Annotated in this window: 17 protein-coding genes; 9 read left to right on the top strand and 8 right to left on the bottom strand. The window is 47.5% G+C overall.

Annotation, left to right across the window (positions count from 1 at the left end; translation table 11 throughout):
- Positions 1-21 precede the first annotated feature (21 nt).
- The 3 genes from F7D20_RS12555 (at position 22) to F7D20_RS12545 (ending at position 3,034) form a co-directional block, all read left to right on the top strand.
- Positions 22-714: a YhcH/YjgK/YiaL family protein gene (locus F7D20_RS12555; protein WP_228114192.1), complete on the top strand. Its 693-nt coding sequence runs from the start codon at positions 22-24 to the stop codon at positions 712-714.
- A gap of 91 nt (positions 715-805) precedes the next feature.
- Positions 806-2,485 (top strand): SulP family inorganic anion transporter, encoded by a 1,680-nt coding sequence (locus F7D20_RS12550; protein WP_158464339.1) that lies wholly within the window; start codon positions 806-808, stop codon positions 2,483-2,485.
- A gap of 6 nt (positions 2,486-2,491) precedes the next feature.
- On the top strand, positions 2,492-3,034 hold the full coding sequence (locus tag F7D20_RS12545) for a hypothetical protein (protein ID WP_158464338.1): 543 nt from the start codon (positions 2,492-2,494) through the stop codon (positions 3,032-3,034).
- 380 nt (positions 3,035-3,414) lie between these two features.
- On the opposite strand, the gene F7D20_RS12540 is transcribed toward F7D20_RS12545, so the two are convergent.
- The 6 genes from F7D20_RS12540 to F7D20_RS12515 all read right to left on the bottom strand — a co-directional run bounded on the left by F7D20_RS12540 (position 3,415) and on the right by F7D20_RS12515 (position 12,362).
- Positions 3,415-4,254, bottom strand: coding sequence for a prolyl oligopeptidase family serine peptidase (locus tag F7D20_RS12540; protein ID WP_158464337.1), 840 nt, complete (start codon positions 4,252-4,254; stop codon positions 3,415-3,417).
- A gap of 154 nt (positions 4,255-4,408) precedes the next feature.
- Positions 4,409-6,679 carry a right-handed parallel beta-helix repeat-containing protein gene (locus tag F7D20_RS12535; RefSeq protein WP_158464336.1) on the bottom strand — a complete coding sequence of 757 codons (2,271 nt, stop codon included), beginning with the start codon at positions 6,677-6,679 and terminating at the stop codon, positions 4,409-4,411.
- A 507-nt stretch (positions 6,680-7,186) separates the two neighbouring features.
- Positions 7,187-8,506 (bottom strand): alpha/beta hydrolase family protein, encoded by a 1,320-nt coding sequence (locus tag F7D20_RS12530; protein ID WP_158464335.1) that lies wholly within the window; start codon positions 8,504-8,506, stop codon positions 7,187-7,189.
- A 134-nt stretch (positions 8,507-8,640) separates the two neighbouring features.
- On the bottom strand, positions 8,641-9,282 hold the full coding sequence (locus F7D20_RS12525; protein ID WP_022252307.1) for a DNA-binding protein: 642 nt from the start codon (positions 9,280-9,282) through the stop codon (positions 8,641-8,643).
- 483 nt (positions 9,283-9,765) lie between these two features.
- Positions 9,766-11,412: an OmpP1/FadL family transporter gene (locus F7D20_RS12520; protein ID WP_158464334.1), complete on the bottom strand. Its 1,647-nt coding sequence runs from the start codon at positions 11,410-11,412 to the stop codon at positions 9,766-9,768.
- Positions 11,413-11,435: 23 nt separating this feature from the next.
- Positions 11,436-12,362, bottom strand: coding sequence for a hypothetical protein (locus F7D20_RS12515; protein WP_022252309.1), 927 nt, complete (start codon positions 12,360-12,362; stop codon positions 11,436-11,438).
- Between the two features lie 181 nt (positions 12,363-12,543).
- On the opposite strand from F7D20_RS12515, the gene prmA reads away from it, so the two are divergent.
- Positions 12,544-13,413 (top strand): 50S ribosomal protein L11 methyltransferase, encoded by an 870-nt coding sequence (gene prmA, locus F7D20_RS12510; RefSeq protein ID WP_158464333.1) that lies wholly within the window; start codon positions 12,544-12,546, stop codon positions 13,411-13,413.
- Here the strand turns inward: prmA and F7D20_RS12505 are convergent.
- Positions 13,394-14,281, bottom strand: a complete 888-nt coding sequence (locus F7D20_RS12505) for a glycoside hydrolase family 25 protein (RefSeq protein ID WP_022252311.1) — start codon at positions 14,279-14,281, stop codon at positions 13,394-13,396. The genes prmA and F7D20_RS12505 overlap by 20 nt on opposite strands.
- A gap of 118 nt (positions 14,282-14,399) precedes the next feature.
- Positions 14,400-16,046 carry a diphosphate--fructose-6-phosphate 1-phosphotransferase gene (locus F7D20_RS12500; RefSeq protein WP_022252312.1) on the bottom strand — a complete coding sequence of 549 codons (1,647 nt, stop codon included), beginning with the start codon at positions 16,044-16,046 and terminating at the stop codon, positions 14,400-14,402.
- Between the two features lie 201 nt (positions 16,047-16,247).
- Between F7D20_RS12500 and F7D20_RS12495 the strand changes: the two genes are divergently transcribed.
- The 5 genes from F7D20_RS12495 to F7D20_RS12475 all read left to right on the top strand — a co-directional run bounded on the left by F7D20_RS12495 (position 16,248) and on the right by F7D20_RS12475 (position 22,496).
- On the top strand, positions 16,248-16,520 hold the full coding sequence (locus F7D20_RS12495) for a hypothetical protein (protein WP_022252313.1): 273 nt from the start codon (positions 16,248-16,250) through the stop codon (positions 16,518-16,520).
- Between the two features lie 77 nt (positions 16,521-16,597).
- Positions 16,598-17,152, top strand: a complete 555-nt coding sequence (locus F7D20_RS12490; RefSeq protein WP_022252314.1) for a 1-acyl-sn-glycerol-3-phosphate acyltransferase — start codon at positions 16,598-16,600, stop codon at positions 17,150-17,152.
- An 8-nt stretch (positions 17,153-17,160) separates the two neighbouring features.
- Complete coding sequence (locus F7D20_RS12485) at positions 17,161-19,812, top strand: fibronectin type III domain-containing protein (protein ID WP_228114191.1); 2,652 nt, start codon at positions 17,161-17,163, stop codon at positions 19,810-19,812.
- A gap of 86 nt (positions 19,813-19,898) precedes the next feature.
- Entirely contained in the window at positions 19,899-20,234 is a 336-nt protein-coding gene (locus F7D20_RS12480; protein ID WP_022252316.1) for a hypothetical protein, read from the top strand.
- Positions 20,235-20,243: 9 nt separating this feature from the next.
- Positions 20,244-22,496 carry a YgiQ family radical SAM protein gene (locus F7D20_RS12475; RefSeq protein ID WP_158464332.1) on the top strand — a complete coding sequence of 751 codons (2,253 nt, stop codon included), beginning with the start codon at positions 20,244-20,246 and terminating at the stop codon, positions 22,494-22,496.
- The last annotated feature ends 40 nt before the right edge of the window (positions 22,497-22,536 follow it).

Below are 22,536 nucleotides of genomic sequence, written 5' to 3'. Positions count from 1 at the left end.
TTATTCAAACTTTATTCAAATATGAAGAAAAGCTATCTGTATCTCATAAAGAGTTTCATGGCATGCGCCCTACTCTGCTCTTTCGCTTATGCAAAGGCACAGACGAAGACAAAGGATCTGAGCAAGCCACAAACACAGGTCAAGGGTTACTATACCCAGTATTATGGCAATCAACCCGACCTCATCAAGAAGGCGCAACAGTGGGCAGAGTCGGGCGAGTGGCGCAATGGTTTCGTGCAGGCCAAGCCCCACAGCAGCGTGAATCTCGTAGACTTCTATCTGCAATATCAAAAAAACCCTGCACAGTGGAAAGCCCTCTTCGAGTATCTGAGTCATACCGACCTGCTCGCCATCAGCAAGGGCAAGCACAAAATACCCGGCACACAGTTGGTGGTAAGTGTAGAGGATTCGCAGAACGGTCCATTGGCAAAACGAAGGAGCGAGAGTCACAACCACCACATCGATTTCCAGTATGTGGTAAAGGGAACGGAGCGTTTTGGCATCATCGACCATTACACCAGTATGCCCAACAGCAAGTACCGACCAGACGTGATACACTATGATTACCAGGTAGAGAAAGCAAGATTCTATGACAGTAATCCCGATGAATTCTTTATTTTCTTCCCTCGCGACTGGCATATAGCCAAAGTGGAAAACGACACTAACGACCAACAAATAAGAGTGATAGTCATCAAGGTGGATTATATGGATTAAAGATTTAGGGTGTAAAGTTTACGTTTTTTTTGCTATTATGAATATTTATTAGTAACTTTGCACCCAAATTTTTGAAAAATATAACACAATAATGAAGGCTTTCAACATTCAGACAAAGTTGTTTTCTTGTTTGAAGACTTACAACAAGAAAACATTTATGTCCGATCTCATGGCTGGTATCATTGTGGGCATCGTTGCCCTTCCTTTGGCCATTGCGTTCGGTATTGCATCAGGAGTAACACCAGAAAAGGGTATCATCACAGCCATTGTGGCTGGTCTCGTCATCTCACTCTTCGGAGGAAGCAAGGTGCAGATAGGCGGACCTACAGGTGCGTTTATCATCATCATCTACGGCATCATACAGAAGTATGGCTTCGAGGGACTCACCATCGCTACCCTGATGGCTGGCTTCTTTCTCGTACTCTTCGGACTGCTGCGATTGGGTACCATCATCAAGTACATTCCCTATCCCATCGTGGTGGGATTCACCAGCGGTATCGCTGTCACTATCTTCACCACCCAGATCAAAGATCTCTTCGGACTGACTCTTCCTTCCAACCCTTCCGACTTTATCGAGAAATGGGGAGTCTATCTGCAGAACTTCGACACAATAGACCCATGGTGCGCCCTGATAGGTGTAGCGAGTGTGGTGGTTATTGCTGTCACTCCACGTTTCAGCAAGAAGATTCCAGGCTCATTGATAGCTATTATCCTGATGACCATCGTTGCCCTGCTGCTGAAAAACTTTGCCGGTGTCCTCTCTATCGAGACCATTGGCGACCGCTTCTCTATCAGCAATGAGTTGCCAGCCGCTCAGGTGCCCGACATGAACTGGGAAACCATCAAGAGCTTGGTATCACCAGCCATCACCATTGCCATTCTGGGAGCCATCGAGTCTTTGCTCTCTGCTACTGTAGCAGATGGTGTTATCGGCGACCACCACGATTCCAATACCGAGTTGGTGGCTCAGGGACTGGCGAACATTGCCTCTCCCCTCTTTGGCGGTATTCCTGCCACAGGAGCCATAGCCCGCACCATGACCAATATTAATAATGGCGGTAAGACCCCTGTTGCTGGCATCATCCATGCCGTGGTATTGTTGCTTATCTTCCTGTTCCTCATGCCTTTGGCCAAGTACATTCCTATGGCTTGTCTGGCAGGTGTGCTGGTGGTCGTTTCTTACGGTATGTGTGGATGGCGCTCGTTCCTTGAACTGATGAAGAATCCTAAGAGCGACGTTACCGTCCTGCTCATCACCTTCTTCCTCACCATCATCTTCGACCTCACCATCGCAATCGAGGTGGGACTCATCATCGCCTGTCTGCTCTTCATGAAACGTATGTCGGAGACTACTGATGTCAAGGCCATCACCGAGGAGATCGACCTCAACCAGGACGCAGAGTTCTCTACAGGAAACCTGGATCACCTCATCATTCCACAGGGTGTGGAGGTGTATGAGATCAATGGTCCTTACTTCTTTGGAGCCGGCAATAAGTTTGAGGAAATCATGGCCTCATTTGGCGACCGTCCTAAGGTGCGCATCATCCGTATGCGTAAGGTGCCCTTCGTTGATTCTACAGGTATCCACAACCTTACCAACCTTTGCGAGATGAGTAAGAAGGAAGGCATCCAGATTGTGCTTTCGGGAGTAAGAGAGAAAGTGAACGGACAGTTGGAGCATGCAGGATTCTATCACCTCATCGGCGAAGAGAACATCTGCAGCCACATCAACCTGGCATTGAAGAGAGCCAACGAAATCATAGAAAAGTAAATCGTTATGGAGAATAACAACAAGAAACCTATAGAGCTGATATTTAAGGAAGACCTGCATCAGTATCTCCTCTCAGTGGGGCGAATAGATGAGCGTCTGCCTGAAGCTCCCGACATTGAGGCACTCTGGGCAAAGATTGGCGAGAGTTATCTGCCCGATGCCATGCGTGAGTTTGGCAAGTATCCCACTGTAGCCTTGGGTTGGATTATGTTTGTAGGCATGGCCATCGCCAAATACTGGGATGAGGACTGGGAGCTATACGGCAAGGTGGAGGATCTGTATATCTATCTGCGCGACCGCATAGATTTCGACCACATGGATGACTACATCTGTGAAAAGGTTCTGCTGCTGGACGAGTATGCCCACAAAGGCTTATCGAACATTGTGGCAGAGTGTGCCGCCCGTACCTATAACACACTTATCCATCAAGGTCTGGAGCCAGGTACTGAGGCTGCCTTCAGGGGTTTCATCGCTGCCCTGCACCAGATGTACCTGATGGGCGCAGCCATCCAGCTCAACGCCATGGGTTATCACATGACAAGATTATAAAGGGAAGTTAGAGTAGTTAAAGAAGTAGCAGCACGCCCTGAAAGGGCAGAAGCTCTTAGCCCAGGGCGTTGCCCTGGGTATAATGGCAGTCTGCAAGGCGCCCTGTAAGGGCAAAAGCTTTAAAATATACCTAATAAAAATTGAAAATTCTCTGCGTTATGTAAAGCTTTTGCCCTTACAGGGCGACAGGTTTGCGTACAAAATAACCCAGGGCGTTGCCCTGGGCTAAGAGCTTCTGCCCTTTCAGGGCGTGTGGGGGAAAACAGGCGAGACATCAGTAACTTCTAACGACCGAAGGGAGTGATAATTTCTTGCAACTGTTGGGAGTGATAACTTCTTTAACTCCTAAACTTGCGAAAAGCATAAGAAGGGAATGAGCATTAATACTCATTCCCTTCTTCTTTGATAATACTGGGACCGTCGATCAGTTCGGGCGCAGGTTTGTTGCGGTTGACGTCACGGTAAGCCTTGCGCAAATCGCCAAGTCCTATGTCGATGCTCTTGTTGACAGGACGGTCTTTATCCACCAGACTATGAGAGAAAAGCCACTCATAGGTTTTCTTGAGATAAAAGATACGGGCAGGTGCTCCATGATTGGCACCAGGCAGCCAGTCGTAGAGCAGTCGGCTGTCGTTGCCACTCCTTTTCAGTTTCTCCACCACCACCTTCGACTGTTTCACGGGCACGGCTCTGTCGGCAGTACCATGAATAATCCAGAAAGGCAACTTGCCCAGTCCACTCACATCCTTGAGCGAGGTACCTCCGCAGAGTGCCATTCCTGCTGCAATGCGGTCGGGATAGGTGCCGCAGACATCCATAGTGCCATAACCGCCGAGACTCATGCCCAGCACATACACACGGGTAGAGTCGCAGGCGTAATGTTTCCTTACCCAGTCGAAGACATCCATCACCTTCTTCGGGCTCCAGGCTCCACCGGGGTTCTGAGGCACAATGGTGAGGGCATCAATATCCCTGCCTTTCACGATGGCATCAAGAGGACCATAACGGCGAACACGCGAGAGGTCTCTTCCGCAAAGGCTTGCTCCATGCAGGAAGATGATGACAGGAGTCTGCTCTTGAGAATAAAAATAATCTACTGGTGTATAAACCCAGAAGTTGTAGCCTCCGGGAATAGAATCTTTAACGGCTCTGAGGAAATCGTAAGCCGATACCTTCAGAGCCGTCAGAGACAGAACGATTGCAAAAAGTATTTTCTTCATATTTTTGGATATTCGTTATCAATAAACTTACGAATGCCAAAATTACAAATTATCTTTCTGAATCGCAAATTATTTCAATTACTTTGAAACACGTTAATAGGTGTTCACACACGTCGCACCCATTCTGTGATTCATTATTTCTTTCGCTTGAAACTTATCTGCGCAGGAACTTCTGTGCGCCTGTGCTTCCATCCTTGCCCTTGATGAGCACAATGTACATGCCTTTGACAAGAGCAGAGGTATTGACAAACTGAGAGTCTGTAGAGCCTGCCACCTTCTTACCGTCAGCGCTGAAGACATTGAGTGAGGCAATGTCACCATAGACAATCAGACCATTGGTGGTCTGGTACATCTGATAGGTCTTTGTGGCGCTATCCTTCTCTACCTGTTCAATGCCCGAAACAATAGGATTGCCATCTTCGTCCACCTCCTGGTAAACGCCCAGTGTCAGGTCGGTAAGGTACATGTCGCCACCACCATTATTGGTCAAAGTCACAACAATAGGCTTCTTCTCTATCTTGCCCACCTTGGCTTTCACGTCAACCGGAGCTACACCTTCTGACAACGAGACAGGTACCGTTCCTGATTTGGAATTATCTGCATAATGCCAGTCGATAACGAGCGTACGACGACCAGTGCAATATACATTAGATTTCATCTCGGCAAGAGAAGGCAGGGTGAACTCTACGTTGGTTGTCTTTGGAATTCTGTAAGCACCATAAGTAGCAGAGTACTTCTTGCCTCTCGCCGTAGTTTCATCTACGTAGGTCACCGAACCACTGCCATCTGATGACTTACCATAGTATCTTGGATTCACGCCATCTGCTGTTCCGCCTGTGATATACTTCTTCACCTCATCGGCAATTACCTCATCCTGGAAGAGATAGTTGTTGACTACGGTTGTGGTTACCCAGTTCTTTCCATCGCTTGGCTCAGGTATGGCATCTTCCACCGTACCGTCGTTCACAGGCATTTTGAGCGTATAGGCATTGTCATCGCCACCATATTCGTATGGACCATAGTCAGGAGCCTTGCCTACATAAGGGATGTTGAGGGTTACTGACCAGTTCTGTGGCGCATTGTCCGCATATTCGTATGCAGCCTTATGAGCATCCACCGTCTTGAAATCTGTAATCGGAGTACCTGCATCAATCAGCTTGCTGCCAGCTTTCAGACGACCGAACTTCAAAGGCAACTCTCCGTTATCCTGACGGGCACTGATGCCTGTCTCGTAGCTCAGATCCTCGTACTCGGAAGAATAATTATTGATAGTTTTGGCATAGGAAGTACCATTGCTGCTTGCCTTTTCACCCAAAGGATTGGTGTTATCGAGTGTGGTCCAAGTACAGTATTCGATGTCTGGCGCCTTAGTGAAAGCAGAGTTACGTTCCATCTTTTGTGAGCCATAGGCAAAGCCCACGCAGTTGCGCAGCACCCAGTTGCCATAGTCAGGCGCTTCCATGTTGTAACCATAGTTGATGCCGTTGCCATAGGAGAGGTCATTGATCAGATAAGAACCCTCGCGATGATGGTTTTGGTCGAATCCTTTGTTGGCGTGGAAAGCGACAATACAGTTTTTGAATACATGACCGCCTGTTGAGGTACCGCCCTGCTTGCATCCTCCCATCTTGAATCCGTTGGCATTACCCTTGTCGAAACCATTATTCAAGCACCAGCAGTTGTCAACCACAATAGGGAAAACGGTGTAGTACAAGTCCCAGCCGTCGTCAGAGTTGTGCCAGGCACGACAACCATGAAACTCGTTTCCAGGGCCAGGAAACAGTTTGATGGCGAAACCGTCAGCGTTGCCTCCGTTAGTCCATGGGTCGTGGTTATCATAAGCATCGCAGTTGACGATAATATTGAATCTTCCGTATTTGAACTCGGTATTGCGGGTGTTGTTGCCTTTACTGTCCTTACCGAAACCTTGCTGCAATCCTGTGTCTTCATTGCCATAGAAGCGGCAGAGCTCCACTACGCAATAACTACCCTCAAGTTTCATACCATTGTCAGCAGAATGGCAGATGTCGAGACCACGATAATGCCAGTAGTTGGCACCTATCTTGTGCATGATACCTCGGTTGTTAGCAGCCTCTGTTGCAGTACTGCGTGGCTGTCCAGCGAAGTCGAATACTGGGCGCTCTGTGTCACCAGGATAGGCAAACACACAGATACGCTTGTCTGCAGTACCTGTCTCAGTCACATTGATGGTTTGTGAAAGATGGTAGGTTCCTCCTCTTACATAGAGAATGTCGCCAGCCTTCAGTGCAGCAAAAGCCTTTACCGGGTCACCAAAAGGCTTGTCGATAGTCATACCATTACCTGTACCATTAGGTGCCAAGTAATAATCTTTAGCCATAGCTCCATGCGAAGCTAAAAGGCACAACGCTACAAGCGCTACCTTTGTCTTTGTTTTAGTTTTCATTTTCACTGTTTTGTTTTTAGTGTTTGTTTTTTGTAGTTTATATTTGTTTTTTTAATTAGTTGTGTGTGAATCCATTTTTGGTTTGTTTTTAGTGTCTTGAGTTTTTGATGCTACAAAAGTAATATTATCATCCGAAAAAGCCATGATTTTCTTTGACAATTAAACATGTTTAACCTTAGGGGCGGTAATCCCCCCAGTTTCACATGTGGTTCAAGTACGGGCTTTGTCTCAAGTCGCATTGTGGGGTAAGGGGATATTGTAGGCAGAAGTGGGCATTTCAGCCTCAATTTATCTGATAATTCAGTAATGAGAGGACGTGTACACGCAAGAAGGACGTTGAAGGGCTTAGTTGCGGATTTGAGGAGCTTTATTTGTAACTTAGCGTTTTTAATTTGCTAAGTTACAAATAAAAAATAGTATGCCAAAGTCTTTATATAAAATAATTATCCCCAAACCTCCTTGGTAATTGGGTATTATTGTGATAGGCGACTCTCAATTTATTAATCTTTATTCTTGAGCTTCATTTATTGTTCTTTGCTGTTCGTTAATCCACTTGGTTATTGTCTCCAGCACTTCAGGTGCAATGGTTTCTTCTATTTGCTGATATTCCACAATGCTGCCAGTAGAGCAATGCTGGAACAGATGGTTTACACCATCAATCTTCTTTATAGTGTGCTTGCAGTTGGAGAGTCCAGTTTCAAGTATAGTTGTATTGGCGGCGCAGTCCACTTGAGTGTCTTTTGTGCCGTTAAGTGCCAACACTGGGCATTTAATCTTGGACAACTGCTTGCCAGCATCTATAGTTATGAAATGGCGTATGTATGGCAAGTCGGCTTGCTCTAATGATCTCTTTAGGATAGGCTTTAAATTGTCTGGCACTCCGTCGATGGTTATCTCACTTGTCTTCTTGCCATTGGCAATCTCTTCGAGAATATTTGATATGTTATTGCAGTAGGAATCCACCATCTCCTTAGGCAGGCCTAAGGATGACATTGCCTGGCGGTTCTGCATCACGAGAGTTTCTTTACCTGATATAGCCATGCCAGCGAGCGACACAATGAAGTCGGCTTTGCCTTCAGCGGCAAGCATCATGGCTATTGTGCCTCCCTCGCTATGTCCTAATATTCCAACCTTATTGAAGCGCTTGCGCAATAATGGTAAGGCAGATGCGGCATCTTGGAGGAAGTCGGCTGTTGTGAATTGACCGAAATCAATATTCTTATCATTCCAACCACGGTCGTCATAACGTAAGGAAGCAATGCCTTGACGAGCCAAGGCATCTGCAATTACGGCAAGGGGTTTATGGTCAAACCATTCTTCGTCGCGGTTCTGCTGTCCGCTACCAGTAACCATCAGCACTACGGGAGTCTGCTTAGAATAGTTTTGTGGTAGGGTGAGGGTACCGTTGAAAGTATATCCTGCATTTGTGAAGCTTATGTTCTCTTCCTTATATGGAAATGGAGCAACCGGAGTTTGCGGACGTTTAACTACAAGTTTGCCGGGCTTTAGTGTAAGAGGGATGTGGAAACCATTTTGGGTGTATGTACCTTTAATTTCGCCATTCTCCATCTTTCCCTCAAATGTGGCTCCAATCATGGCAACCGAAACTTTTATTGTACCATCGTCCTTAATAGTCTTCTCGGCTGGTATTCCTTTAGCACCTTGCGAAGGCGAATCCATGGTGCAGCCGTCGCCAGAGAAGTTGAATACTAAAGGCAACTTAGTTCCCATTATGTTTAGTTCGCCGTTCCATGCTCCTTCCTGTGCATGGGCTGCAAGTGAGGCAAGCGCAATAAACACTGTTGTGATGATTCTTGTAGCTTTCATAATTGTATTTATTAATTGTATGTATTAATGGATTTTACTTTTTCAGTGCCCTCCCTGGGCTAAGAGCTTCTACCCTTTCAGGGCGTACTTGAACCACAAGAGAAACTTGAGTCATGTTATTCGAAAATTTCCGATTATTCCTCTTGCTTCTTCACCCAAACCTTGTGAGAGCCTCTTCCTTTTGCAGTGATAGGAGAAGAAGGGTCATCTGTCAACGTTTTCAATTCCATGGAGGCGGCAGTCCGGCTTAGATGATTGATGGCTGCATAATCGGTAAGGGTGATGAAACCGTTTTCATGAATCTCTTCCAAGGCACGACTGACACGCTCTTCTTTGGAGTACAGCTCGCGTTTGATAACTTTTACACCACTCATATCACGTTCCAGATCGGAGTTGACAAGTAGTCTTACTTCCTTTATCAACTCGGGCGATGTCTTGAAATTGATATTCTTTACTCCCACTGTACGATACGCCATCTTGTCATCGTCATGCTGCATCTCTGTAGGTTTTTCGTCTTCGAACCCCAGGGACAACGAAAAGGTTCCCAATCCATCCAGGTTGACATTGTACCCCATAGCCAACATACGGGCCAATATGTTACACATATCCGTTAAAGCAGCCTCTATCGCGCTCGTTGGTAATGCGTTGTTATACCACTTCATCTTTTTTATAAACTCTTCTGTAGACAGTGTCCGATAGGTCACCATTTTAGGATAAACCTTGCGTGTGCCGGTCTTATCCATGTCTGCCATTTCTACTAATTTGTACTTTGCCATAGTTATATTAAGTTTTTTTGTTATTAGGAAATGATTGTCTGTCACTTATGATTGTTTTGCCAAACACCAATAATGCGCAGAGTGGTCAACTAAAATCGTTAAACCACATTTAAAATCTCCGTTCAAAGGCTTTGAACGGACATTCAAAGGCTCTGAACGGACATTCAAAGGCTCTGAACGGACATTCAAAGGCTTTGAACAGAGATTTATCAAGTGCAAAGATACAATTTAAAAGGGCTTAATGCAAATTTTTAATGCTATTTCAGCAAAAAATCTTTTAATTCAAGATTTTTATTTCCTATATGGCTAAAAAAATAAGGGAAGTTAGACTGGTAAGAGGTTCATTGCTTATTGTTTAGTTTTCAAACAATAAAGCATTTGACTCTTAACCCATCTAACTTCCCTTAACTTCTTTATTTTACTCTAAATTTCCGTGCGACCAAAGGAAGCGAAGCTTCGCCTGATCGCTATTACTTACGTGTCTTAGAACTTATATCCCAAGGTCATGAGCAACTGATGACGGTTGTTGGAAACCTTGGTTGCTGAGACCTCATTGCTGATGGCTGGAGTGAAACCCTCTTTAGTGCCAAAGTTCTTGCTGCTCATAAAGGGATAGAAGTCACCGTCCTGAGCGCTGTACTGGTAAGCCAGGTCGAGGAACATCTTCTTGTAGTTGAAGCCAAGACCCAGAGTGAAACGGTTGATCGCCTTCCAGTTGGTGTAATCGGTAGAAGTTGCCATGTTGACACCTGTATTACCATCAGCATCATAAGAGCACATCAAAGTCTGGTCGCGCACACCGTCTTCCTTATACAAAGCCGACACATAGTTGTAGCCCACGCGTACAGCCAACATCGGAATTGGCTTGTACTCCATACCCAACTTCAGGGTGCTCACACCATTCAGGGTTGCCTTGGTGTGGTCGTTCATAGGCTTGTCGCTGCTGCTCGACTCGTAGTAGTCCCATCCGTCATAATAGCCACCGTCTTTGATACGATTGTCCATGTGATTGTACCAGGCATATTCGTAGGTAGCACCGAGAGCGAAGTAGTTGCCGATGGTGTGACCCAAGCTCAGACCTGCTTTCCAGGGAGTATTGAGACGATAGTCGTAACCCACGTATGACGAGTTATGTCCGGCAGCATACTGCCCCTGGTCGTTGACAATATTATTGTCGATAAGATACAGATCGGCAGTACCCTTCATAGTCAGGTCATAGAATACAGGCGAGTTGACATAGACACCGATGCGGAAAGGAGAACTCTCCACAGGACGGAAGATGACACCCGCCTTTACATCAAATCCAGTTCCGTCAATCTTCAGACTCTCGCACGACTCGCCATAGGCTTCCTTTTCGGCTACAAAATTCTCAGTATAGTAAGAGTCGCTGTGGTAATTGACATCATGCAATCCCAAGGTGACACCCCACCATACGCGGTTCTTGATGCTTCCGCTGATGTTGAAGTCGTAGACACCGATGTAGCCATGCTGATACTGTCCGAAAAGGAAGGAACGACCATCATAGAAATTCTGCAAGTTATTCTCGTCCTTGCCCATCAACTTATGATAATTCTCGTCCACACCGTTCCAGATCAGGTCACCCGCATTGCGGATGTAGCCATCATATCGTGTGTCGATATAGTTGCTGTAGTCAGTCTTGTTGGCTGCCAACTTAGACTGTGAGGCACCGTTGAGCATACTGGTTGCCGTGAGAATCTGCATGAAGTCGGTACTCTTATGGAAATTGAATGCCAGGTTGACGTAAGTCTGGTTGCGGTTGGCCATAGACCATACAAAACCAATCTGGTCGAAGCTCACCTTCGAGTTCTTTCCATCGATGTAGGCATTGGTGCCATCAAAAGTGAAGTTCTTGTCGGCCGACGACTGCGCCAGCACACCGGCAGAAAGAGCTGCCTGACTCTTGCGGAACATACCTATACCTGCAGGGTTGGTGCTGATAGTAGAAAGGTCAGCACCTAAAGCCTCCATGGCTCCACCCATGCCCACATAACGGGCAGTACCCGTGAGAGCAGTCTCAGCCAGTTTGGCATCCTGATAAGTTTCCTGTGCCATAGCCGGAATTGTCATGAGTCCCAACAAAGCCGGCAAAATGATCTTTACACGTTTCATATTCTTGAAATATTAAAAAGTTTCTATCTTCTTCCACTACCATAACTGCGCGAACCGCCTCCGCCACCGCTGAAGCCTCCGCCACGGCTGCCTCCAAAGCTTCCGCCATGACTCTGGTTGCCAAAGTTGCTGTAGTTGAAGCTGCGGTTGTTGTTATAATTGTAGTTTCGGTTGCTGTTGGTATTTGTGCTCTCGCGACGGCCAAAGCGATTGTATTGCCCAGGATAATTATTCCTGTAAGAGCTATTTACGTTAGAGCCTGATGCTGAATGGCTAAAGCTACGATAGCCGTTGCTTGGGCGCACGTAAGCCACAGCCGGACCTCCCCAATACCAAGGATAATAACCACCCCATCCATACCAGGGACCACCATACCAGCCAGCATAGCCATAATACCAGGGGTCGAACCAGGGATCAAACCAGGGATCGTACCATCCTGCATAATAGCCATAACGCCATGGATTGTGCCAGCGCCAGTAAGAACTGCGCCAGTAGTATGGTCCGCAGCCGTAATAACTATAGAACCAAGGATCGTAAAATCCGTCCCAACGGCTCAGGTCTCGGGTGCAGTCGAAATCATCACCCATGCCACGCATGTACTTCTCGGCAAAAGCCTCGTCATCGTAGATGGAATCGGGAGCCACGCCCTTGCCCACTCTGAACGATATGATGTCGTTGCCCAAAGAGTCGGCTCCGATGTTCTGATAATGGCTCAACAGTTTACCGCCACGGTTGTATTCATCCACATTTCGGTCACTTCCCGACCAGTAGAGGGCATATATGCTGTCTTGACGTGCACGCTGGGCAGCCAACAGCTTTGCCTTCTGCACACGTTCCTCGGCTGCCTTCTTGGCTTCTTGCTTCGGGTTGAAGTAGAGGTCATCATCTTGTGCCATCATTGTCAATGGCAGGGCAGCCATAAAGACTGAAAGGACTAACCATTTTTTCATATTCTTTTTCTCCTATTTATTATTGTTGTTCTTCTTATATCTGTTATCTATGTCTATAGATACAATGAATCAAGTGCAAAAATATTGCTTATTTACATGCAAAAATACAGAAAAACCCTAAATAATGGTAGGTTTTTCCCTATTTTTTATATTTTTGCAGTAAAATTTAAAACGAAATTCAATGAAATACTTAGTAGCGACATTCAAAATCGAGGTTGAAGCCGACCTGATGCAGGTGTGCAGAGACCTCTTGGCAGACAGCTCGGCTGAAGCGGGATTCGAGTCTTTCGAGGAAACGGAGCAAGGACTGGAGGCCTATGTGCAGAAAGATTTCTTCGACAAGGAGGCCCTCGACAACAGTATTGCCGATTTTCCCATAGAGAGTGCCCACATCACTTATGAAGTGAAGGAGGCTGAGGACAAAGACTGGAACCAGGAATGGGAGGAACAGGGCTTTGAACCCATTTGCATCGACGACCAGATTCTCATCTACGACGCCAAACATCCCGACCTGCACCCTACTACCTCGCCCGACCATATAGAAATAGGTATAGAGGCGAAGCTTGCCTTTGGTACGGGCAATCATGAGACCACCCGTATGATCGTCTCTACCCTTCTTGGTATGAACTTAGCGAAGAAGCGCGTTCTCGACTGTGGTTGCGGTACGGGTATTCTCGGTATTGCCTGCGCCAAGATGGGTGCAAGCGAGATTGTGGGTTATGATATTGATGAATGGAGTGTGAACAATGCGCAGCATAATGCCCAACTGAACGGCGTTGACAATATGGAGGTACTCTTCGGCAATGCTTCGGTCATCAACCACATCAGCGGAATGTTCGATCTGGTGATGGCAAACATCAACCGCAACATCTTGTTGGCTGACATGAAGTCGTTCAGAAGCGTGCTCAACGAAGGCGGCTATCTGATACTGAGCGGATTCTATAACGAAGACATCCCCGTGCTGATAGAGAAAGCAGAGGAACTGGGACTGAGAGAGGTAAGCAGAAGAGACGACGAAGGCTGGGCGTGCCTTATTCTGACCACTCCATAAACTTGCGCTCGTTGTTGTTGGCTCCGATGCACAGCTGGCGCAAATCATAATAGCTGCCATTGTAGATATTGAAGTCGACATAACCCTTAATACCTGGCAACTTACCGGCATCGGTATGTTGCCAGAACTTCCATTTACCCTTGTATTGTACCTTGTCTACATAGTAGTGGGCTATCCAATAAGGATAGTCGTCGAAAACAGGAGCACCAAGGTACTGCTCCTTAAATTTATAATAGGTGTAAATGATGGGCTTGACATGATAACGGTCTTCCACGATGTGAAGCCAAGTCAGCACATCGCGCTGGAATTCCTCCACACTCTTATCGGCAGGCTTGTGTTCTATGTCGAGAACAGGAGGAAGGTCGCCTTCTGTAAGATGCACCTTATCGAGGAAGAAATAAGCCTGTTCGCGTGCCGACGACTTGTTGCTCCAGAAGTGGTAAACGCCTCTAATAAAGCCATAATCGCGTGCCTGATTAAAGTTTTCTCTGAAATTCTCGTCAAGACGTGAGGAACCCTCAGTACTCTTGATAATGATAAAGCGCAGGGGACAACCTTTGATCATGGCGTCCTTGAGTTGTTCCCAGTCAATAGTGCCTTGATAATGCGAGATGTCGATGCCTCGTATTTCGTATCCATCAGGATACTCGGCATCGCCATAAAGCGCACGCCAGCGGAACCCCGTAGGTCCCACAAAGAAATAATAGAACGCACCCACGTAGAGAAGCACAACAGCAATACCTCCTATCCACCATGCCCAGCGAGGGTATCGGCCAAAGAAGCCATGGCGGGTACGAGAAGTGCGACGGCGCCTGACGGGCTGTCGACTTGTTTTGCGTTTTTGTGGTTTACGTTGGGTTTGTACCATTTGGTTTTATGTGCTTTTATGAAGAAAAGCAAAGAGTGAAAAGCAAAGAACCGCATGGATTTAAAATAAAAGCATTTGAATTCTTCACTCTTCACTCTCCTTATTTTATAGGGTAACTTTATTTACCTTCCTGTTCCAGCTTCAGAGTCTTTGTGGTCTGATCACAAACCTCAGCAGGACCCCAGTACTGGATAGGACCAGGATAAACGTAAGAAGTTTCTCTTGCCCAAACATCACGCTTGGCAGCGAAAGCCTTGAATGGAGCACCATCAAGCTCGACGAGAGCCTTGCGGATAACTGGCTTCATCTCGCCATTACGCTTCTCCATGTTCATCATCATGGTGATTGGCACACCTCCTGCCTTCCATTCGTCGGTATTGGCTGTTGTATTCTTTACGATGGCCATGTAACCAGTCTTGCCGTTGGCGATAAGCTGTGCAGCGCTGGTTCCAAGTGCGTAGCAGTAGTCTGCGTCAAAGTTGGATGGAGCAGCGCAACGACCTTCGTAACCGAAGAAGTGATGCTGAGCGGCAAACTTACCTACGTACTTGCCTTCCTTCTTCCATTCGTCCAACTTGGCAGCAACCATCTCAGAGAGCAACTTCTCTGTCTCGATGAGAGAAACCTGAACGTTTCCGTGTGGGTCGCGGTCGAGAGAGAGCTGACGGGCAACACCCTCAGGAAGAGTAGCGAATGTCTCGGCATTCTCCTTAGAGAGGTGAGCCAGAATGTACTCACGCTGAGCATCCTTGTCCAAATCCTTATAGTCAGCACCATGAGCTGCCAAGAGGTCGTTCAGTTCCTCAATAAGACGACCGATAGCAGGGATAAACTCTATCAATCCTTCAGGAATCAGAACAACACCGAAGTTATTACCATCAGCAGCACGGTCGGCTACTACCTGAGCGATATTCTCTACAATCTGGTTCAATGTCATATCCTTGGCCTCTACCTCCTCTGAAACAAGGCAGATGTTAGGCTGTGTCTGAAGCGCGCACTCCAAAGCAATGTGAGAAGCCGAACGACCCATCAACTTGACGAAGTGCCAGTATTTACGTGCAGAATTGCAATCGCGCTCAATGTTACCAATCAACTCAGAATAAGTCTTGCAGGCTGTATCGAAACCAAAAGAAGTCTCAATCTGATCGTTCTTCAAGTCACCGTCGATAGTCTTAGGACAACCGATTACCTGTACACCACACTTCTTGGCAGCATAGTACTCTGCCAATACGCAGGCATTGGTATTAGAGTCGTCACCGCCGATGATAACAACAGCCTGGATGTCCAACTCGCGGATAATCTCCAAACCCTTGTCAAACTGGTCGGTCTTCTCCAACTTGGTACGGCCAGAACCAATCATATCGAAACCACCAGTATTGCGGTAGTCGTTGATGAAGTCGGCTGTAATCTCCATATAGTTATGGTCAACCAAGCCACCAGGACCCATGAGGAAACCATAAAGGCGGTTGGCTGGGTTCAACTTCTTCAATGCATCAAAAAGACCACAAATGACATTGTGACCGCCAGGAGCCTGACCGCCACTGAGGATAACACCCACGTTCATCTTGGTGTCGTGAGCCTCGTCACCAGGTACGAACTCTACGAGAGGCATACCATAAGTGTTAGGGAAGAGCTTCTTGATTTCTTCCTGATTGTCTACACTCTGAGTAGGAGCACCTTCTTTCACTTTTACGTTGCCCTGTAATCCTTTAGGGAGTTTAGGAAGGTAGGCTGCTCGTGCTAATTGCAATTCACTTTTTTCCATGTCTTTTAGAATTTATAATTTTTTATTTACTGAAACTTCAAAACATCTGCAAAAGTAATTTATTTTTTCCACATAAAGAAACAAATAAAGCTAAAAATGAGTTAAAGAGAACTTTTTTTTCATTCTTGTGCACGAATTACGAATAAATTTACTATCTTTGAGCATTGAAATCATATTGTCATTCATTTAAAGATAAAAACTATGGCTAATAAAAGAGATTTAAAACGTACAATCAATTACATCACCAGCGATATGTTCGCCGAGTGTGTAGCAGCTTCATTGTATAGCAGCAAACCAGCAGACGAAGACGTCGACGGCATTCTGACTGCTATTGTCATGATTCGCACAGACTTTATCTGCCGCGTGTCACATCCAGAGCCAGGCATGGAGCAGAAAAAGTACTATAAGAAGCTCATTGAAGACTTCAACAAGCAGGCCTGCGAGATTATTGACCAAATCAACAATCTGGATTAATTATTGGAAGGAATTCTGATTCTTACATTATTATATATAATATAAGTTTTCTAACCAAAACTTCGAAACACACTGTAATGATTCAACAATTATCCAAATGGATACTCTATAAGCGCTTGGGATGGACCAAGGAGATTACCATAGCTCATCCCGAGAAGTATATTATCTGTCTTGCTCCACATACCAGCAACTGGGACCTCCTCATCGGACAACTCTACGCTCATGCCGAAGGAATCAAGAGCAACTTCCTGATGAAGAAGGAATGGTTCTTCTGGCCATTGGGACCCATCTTCCGCAAGATGGGAGGAATACCGGTATGGCGAAGCAAGCACACCAGCATGACCGACAACCTGGCTGAGGAAGCCCGCAAGCGAGACCACTTCTGTCTCTGCATCACACCCGAGGGAACCCGTTCGCTCAACCCCGACTGGAAGAAGGGATTCTATTTCATTGCCCTCAAGGCAGGAATTCCTATCCTGCTCTATGGCGCAGACTATCAGAAACGGCTCATTACGTGCACCAAGCAGATTATACCATCTGGCGACCTGGATGCCGACATGCGAGAAATCAAGTTGTACTTCAAAGACTTCAAGGGAAAGAAGCCCGAGAAGTTTACGATAGGCAACATATAAAAACCCTGATGAAAGAAAAACTCTACATGATACGACTGTTGACTTGCAGTTTAGCTGCATGCTCATTCCTTTCCTTGCCCGTCGCAGCTCAGTCTGTGACGGGCAAGGTATACCTTGACGGCAACACAAGAGCATGGGAAGATATCAACTACGAGGGAGACCCATGGGTCTTCAACATGTCTCGCCCCTACTTTGTAACGCGTGGACTGCAGAACAGACACCTCTCGGTATGGGCATCGCACGGAAGATATTATGATGGAGACCATAGAAGATGGAAATGGCAACGCCCCAACCTCTTCGGCACTACCGAGGACCTCTTCACGCAAACCATCGTGGTGCCCTACCTCATACCCATGCTGCAGAATGCCGGAGCCATTGTCTTCACTCCACGTGAGCGTGACTGGCAGAAGCATGAAGTGATCGTCGACAACGATGATGCCTTCAAACGCCCGTATTATGTTGAGACCGTCAACGGTAAAAAATGGAAAGACTGTGATTCCATAGGTTTCGCTGCCAGAAGAAGATATTATGAAGACAATCAGAATCCCTTTACCGACGGAACTGTAAGGAAGGCAAAAGCCACCAAGAAGAAGAACCATAGCGAGATAAGCTATCAGCCCGACCTGCCCGAAGCAGGCAAGTATGCTGTCTACGTAAGCTACCAAAGTCTGCCCAAGAGTGTGACCGATGCGAAATACATCGTCTACCACAAGGGAGAAGCAACCGAGTTTTCCGTCAACCAGCGCATGGGCGGAGGAACATGGGTCTACTTGGGCACATTCGACTTTGACAAGGGCTGCAATCCACTCAACCGTGTGGTTGTAACCAATCAAGCTTCCAAACGAGGAGTGGTGACCAGTGATGCCGTACGTTTTGGTGGCGGCATGGGCAACATCCTGAGGGGCAACAACTCAAGCGGTATGCCCCGCTGCCTCGAAGGAGCACGATACTATGCACAGTGGGCAGGTGCTCCCTATCATGTATACGGAGGAAGAAAAGGAGCCAATGACTACGCCGACGACATCAACACACGCTCGCTGATGACCAACTGGTTGGGAGGCGGAAGTCCCTATATGCCAGCGCTTCAGGGAAAGAAGGTTCCTATAGAACTCTCACTTGCCGTACACAGCGACGCGGGTTACAACAAGGACGGAAAGACAACCTGGGGCTCCCTGGCCATCTGCACCACCAACTTCAACGACGGCATGCTGAACAGCGGCATCTCGCGCATGACATCCAAGGACTTGGCCAAGGCTTTGCTCAAGAATCTGGTCAGCGACCTTAGACAGCAGTATGGCGAATTCTCAGAGCGTTATCTCTGGGACCGCAACTACTCCGAAACCCGTTTGCCCGAAGTTCCTGCCGCCATCATCGAGACCCTGTCGCACCAGAGTTTCCCCGACATGAAGATTGGTCAGGACCCGATGGGCAAATTCACCATAGCACGCTCGCTCTATAAGACCATCTTGAGATATGTATGCACCAACCACGGTCTGCCCTATGTAGTTCAACCCCTTGCACCCAACAATTTCTCGGTAGAGATTGATGCCCAAGGAACAGCCCACCTGTCATGGAGTCCACAGACCGACCACAGCGAGCCTACAGCCCAGCCAACATCGTATATTCTGTATACAGCTATGGGTAAAGGAGGCTTTGACAACGGACAGATCATTAAGGGAGCCTCTTGCAGCATGAACTTGAAGCCGGGCGAACTCTATACTTTCAAGGTGGCGGCTCTCAACAGCGGTGGGGAGAGTTTCCCAACCGAGAAACTTTGTGCGCGATACGAGCCAGCAGCCACCAAGACGGTCTTGATCGTCAACAACTTCCATCGACTGGCAGCGCCTCAGGTGATCGACAACGACTCCCTGCAAGGATTCGACATGGAACAAGACCCTGGCGTAAGCTATGGATTGACGGCAGGATGGAGTGGTAAGCAACTTGTCTTCGACCGACAGAGGATGGGCAACGAGAGCAGTTCCGGCTTGGGCTATTCTGGCAACGAACTGGCAGGAAACTTCATTGCCGGCAACGATTTCAGTTATGTGGAAGAACATGCCCGCAGTATAGCTGCCAGCCAAAAATACAATGTGGCAAGCTGTTCGAGTGAATGTGTCGCAGCAGGAAAGGTGAAGATGAATGCCTACCCTGTAGTCGACCTCATCAATGGTTTGGAACGCTACGACGGTTACACACCCACCTATTATAAATCGTTTACCCCCACCCTTCAGCAACGGCTCAAGGCTTATACTCATGGAGGCGGTGCCTTGCTGGTAAGCGGTTCCTATATAGGAAGCGACATGACCACACCCGATGAGAAGGACTTCCTGAACGATGTGCTGAAAGTAAGTTATCCAACCAATGACAGCATCACACAGACTACCGACAGCGTATCGGGCTTAGGCCTACGTTTCGCTTATTACAACACGCTTAATGACAGGCATTATGCTGCCACACATCCCGAAGTACTCTTGCCGACAACGACAGGGGTTACCGCTCCCTTCAGCGCCATGGTTTACACATCAGGCAGTAGTGCCGCAGTAGCATACAGGGGAAATGACTATCGCTCATTCACCATGGGGTTCCCCCTCGAATGTATCAACGAAGAAAAGACTCGCACAAGCATTCTCTTGGGAATACTCCGTTTTCTGACAGAGTAGAAACAGAGGCGCTAAGTTTGCGCTTGTGTAAGCTAAAATTAAAAGTTCAATAAAGATAACAACAACAACATAAAAACAGAAAGACTATGTATAAAATTCAAGCAAACCAGTCAGGCACACGCTCTATAGAAGTGAGCGACCTGCACCTTGAGACCATCGACAAATACCAGTTGCTCCGCAACCTCGTAGACAGCAACGGCATCATCGACGAGGGAGTATTGGAGAAACTCAAGCTCAACGTACGTGCCCTGCTCGAAGCGGACAACTGTCAGGACAAGGCATTACTCGACTTGTGTCTCGACGTCATCTACAACAGTAACATGAAGGCACTCGGCCTTCACAACCTCGTCCTGCTCTATGTGGACTGGCTCGACAAACGTGCCGCCAACGAGGCAGAAGACACAAACGCAATAACAGACTAAAACGTAAGAATGGAATACAGACTGACAGATTTTCTGCCTACCACTAAGAAGGAATGCGAACTGCGAGGATGGGATCAGCTCGATGTCATCCTCTTCTCGGGTGATGCCTACGTGGATCATCCATCCTTCGGTCCTGCCGTCATAGCACGCACGCTCGAAGCTCATGGATACAAAGTAGCCATCGTACCTCAACCCGACTGGCATGGTGACTTTAGAGATTTCAAGAAACTGGGACGTCCCCGTCTCTTCTTTGGAGTTTCGCCAGGCGCAATGGACTCGATGGTAAACCGCTACACAGCCAATCGGCGTATGCGCAGCGAGGATGCTTTCAGTCCAGACTCACGTCACGACATGCGCCCCGACTATCCTTCTATCGTCTACACACAGATCCTCAAGAAACTCTATCCCGATGTTCCTGTATCATTGGGCGGCATTGAAGCCAGCATGCGCCGCATCAGTCATTATGACTACTGGCAGGATAAGCTGAAGAAATGTATTCTTTGTGATTCGGGTGCCGACATCATCCTCTATGGTATGGGTGAAAAGTCTATCATCGCCTTGGCCGAAGCACTCGACAGCGGTCGCACAATCAAGGAGATAAGAGACATTCCGCAGACAGTCTTTCTCTGTCGCGAGGACGAGATCCCCGGCGGTATCAAGGAAGATGACATCATGCTGCACAGCCATGAGGAATGCCTGCAGAACAAGAAAGGACAAGCAGAGAATGTACGTCATCTGGAAGAAGAATCGAATAAGGTTCATGCCCAGCGCATGATCCAGCCCGTGGATGGCAAGGTAGTGGTGGTCAATCCTCCATTCCCTACCATGACAACGGAGGAACTCGACGCCTCCTTCGACCTTCCCTATACCCGATTGCCCCACCCTAAATACAAAGGTAAGACCATACCCGCCTACGAGATGATCAAGTTCTCGGTCAACCTTCACCGTGGCTGTTTCGGTGGCTGTTCCTTCTGCACCATCTCTGCCCATCAGGGTAAGTTTGTGGTCTGTCGCAGCAAGGAAAGCATCCTCAAGGAGGTGAAAAAGATTATCCAGATGCCCGACTTCAAGGGTTATCTGAGCGACCTCGGCGGACCATCTGCCAACATGTATGGAATGCATGGCAATAACCTCAAGGCATGTGAGAAGTGCAAACGACCTTCCTGTGTGAATCCACAGATTTGTCCTAACCTCAACACCGATCACAGCAAACTGCTCGACATCTATCATGCCGTGGATGCTCTGCCCGGCATCAAGAAGAGTTTTATCGGCAGTGGTGTGCGCTACGACCTGTTGTTGCACAAGAGCAAGGACGAGAAGATCAATGCCGCAGCCCGTCAGTACACCCGCGAACTCATTACCAAGCATGTGAGTGGCCGACTCAAAGTGGCACCAGAGCATACCAGCCCTGAAGTACTGAAGTTCATGCGCAAGCCGTCATTCGACCTGTTCTATGAGTTCAAGCGCATCTTCGATCGCATCAATAAGGAGGAAGGACTCAACCAGCAGATCATCCCTTACTTCATCAGTTCGCATCCCGGCTGTCATGAGGAGGATATGGCTGAGTTGGCGGTCATCACCAAAGGACTCGATTTCCATCTGGAGCAGGTGCAGGACTTCACTCCTACACCCATGACCATCTCTACCGAGACTTGGTATACCGGCTATGATCCCTACACGCTCGAACCGGTGTTCAGCGCTAAGACTCCAAAGGAAAAACTTGCCCAGCGCATGTTCTTCTTCTGGTACAAGCCGGAGGAGCGTCGAGCTATTGAGTCTGAATTGAAGCGCATTGGCCGTTCCGACCTGATAGCCAAGCTCTACGACAAACCATTGAGAGGTGGAAAAGGCAGAATGCCTCAAGCTCGTTACGACGACAAGGCCATTGGCTCTACTTACGACAACCCAGGAGTAGGACGTGGAGCCAAAGGCAAGCGTGGCAACAACCGACAGGAGAATCAGCGTGGAGCCTACAGACAAGACTCACAACGAGGCGGCTATCGTCAGAATGTACAGAGAGGAAAAAACGAATATGCTCCAAAGGGTTATGGCAACGTGGGTTGTTACGACGAAGAGAAATATCTTAATGATGGCAAACCGCTGAACGGAAAGTCTGCCAACATCCGTGATGTTGTGGCTGCTGCCAGGGCCGAATTGCACGAAGCCAAAGCCAAGGGTGCCGGCTTCTTCAAAAACAAAAAGAAGAAAAGCTTCAATCCCAACTTCGACAGCAACAACCGAAACAAAAGAGGAAAGAAATAAAGGAGTTTCATAAAACACCCGTGCGCAAGTATTCCAATAA

The organism is Segatella copri, assembly GCF_009495355.1.
Classification (GTDB): Bacteria; Bacteroidota; Bacteroidia; order Bacteroidales; family Bacteroidaceae; genus Prevotella.
Note: the sequence above shows the minus strand (reverse complement) of the source record. Positions and strands in the feature narration are given on the sequence as shown.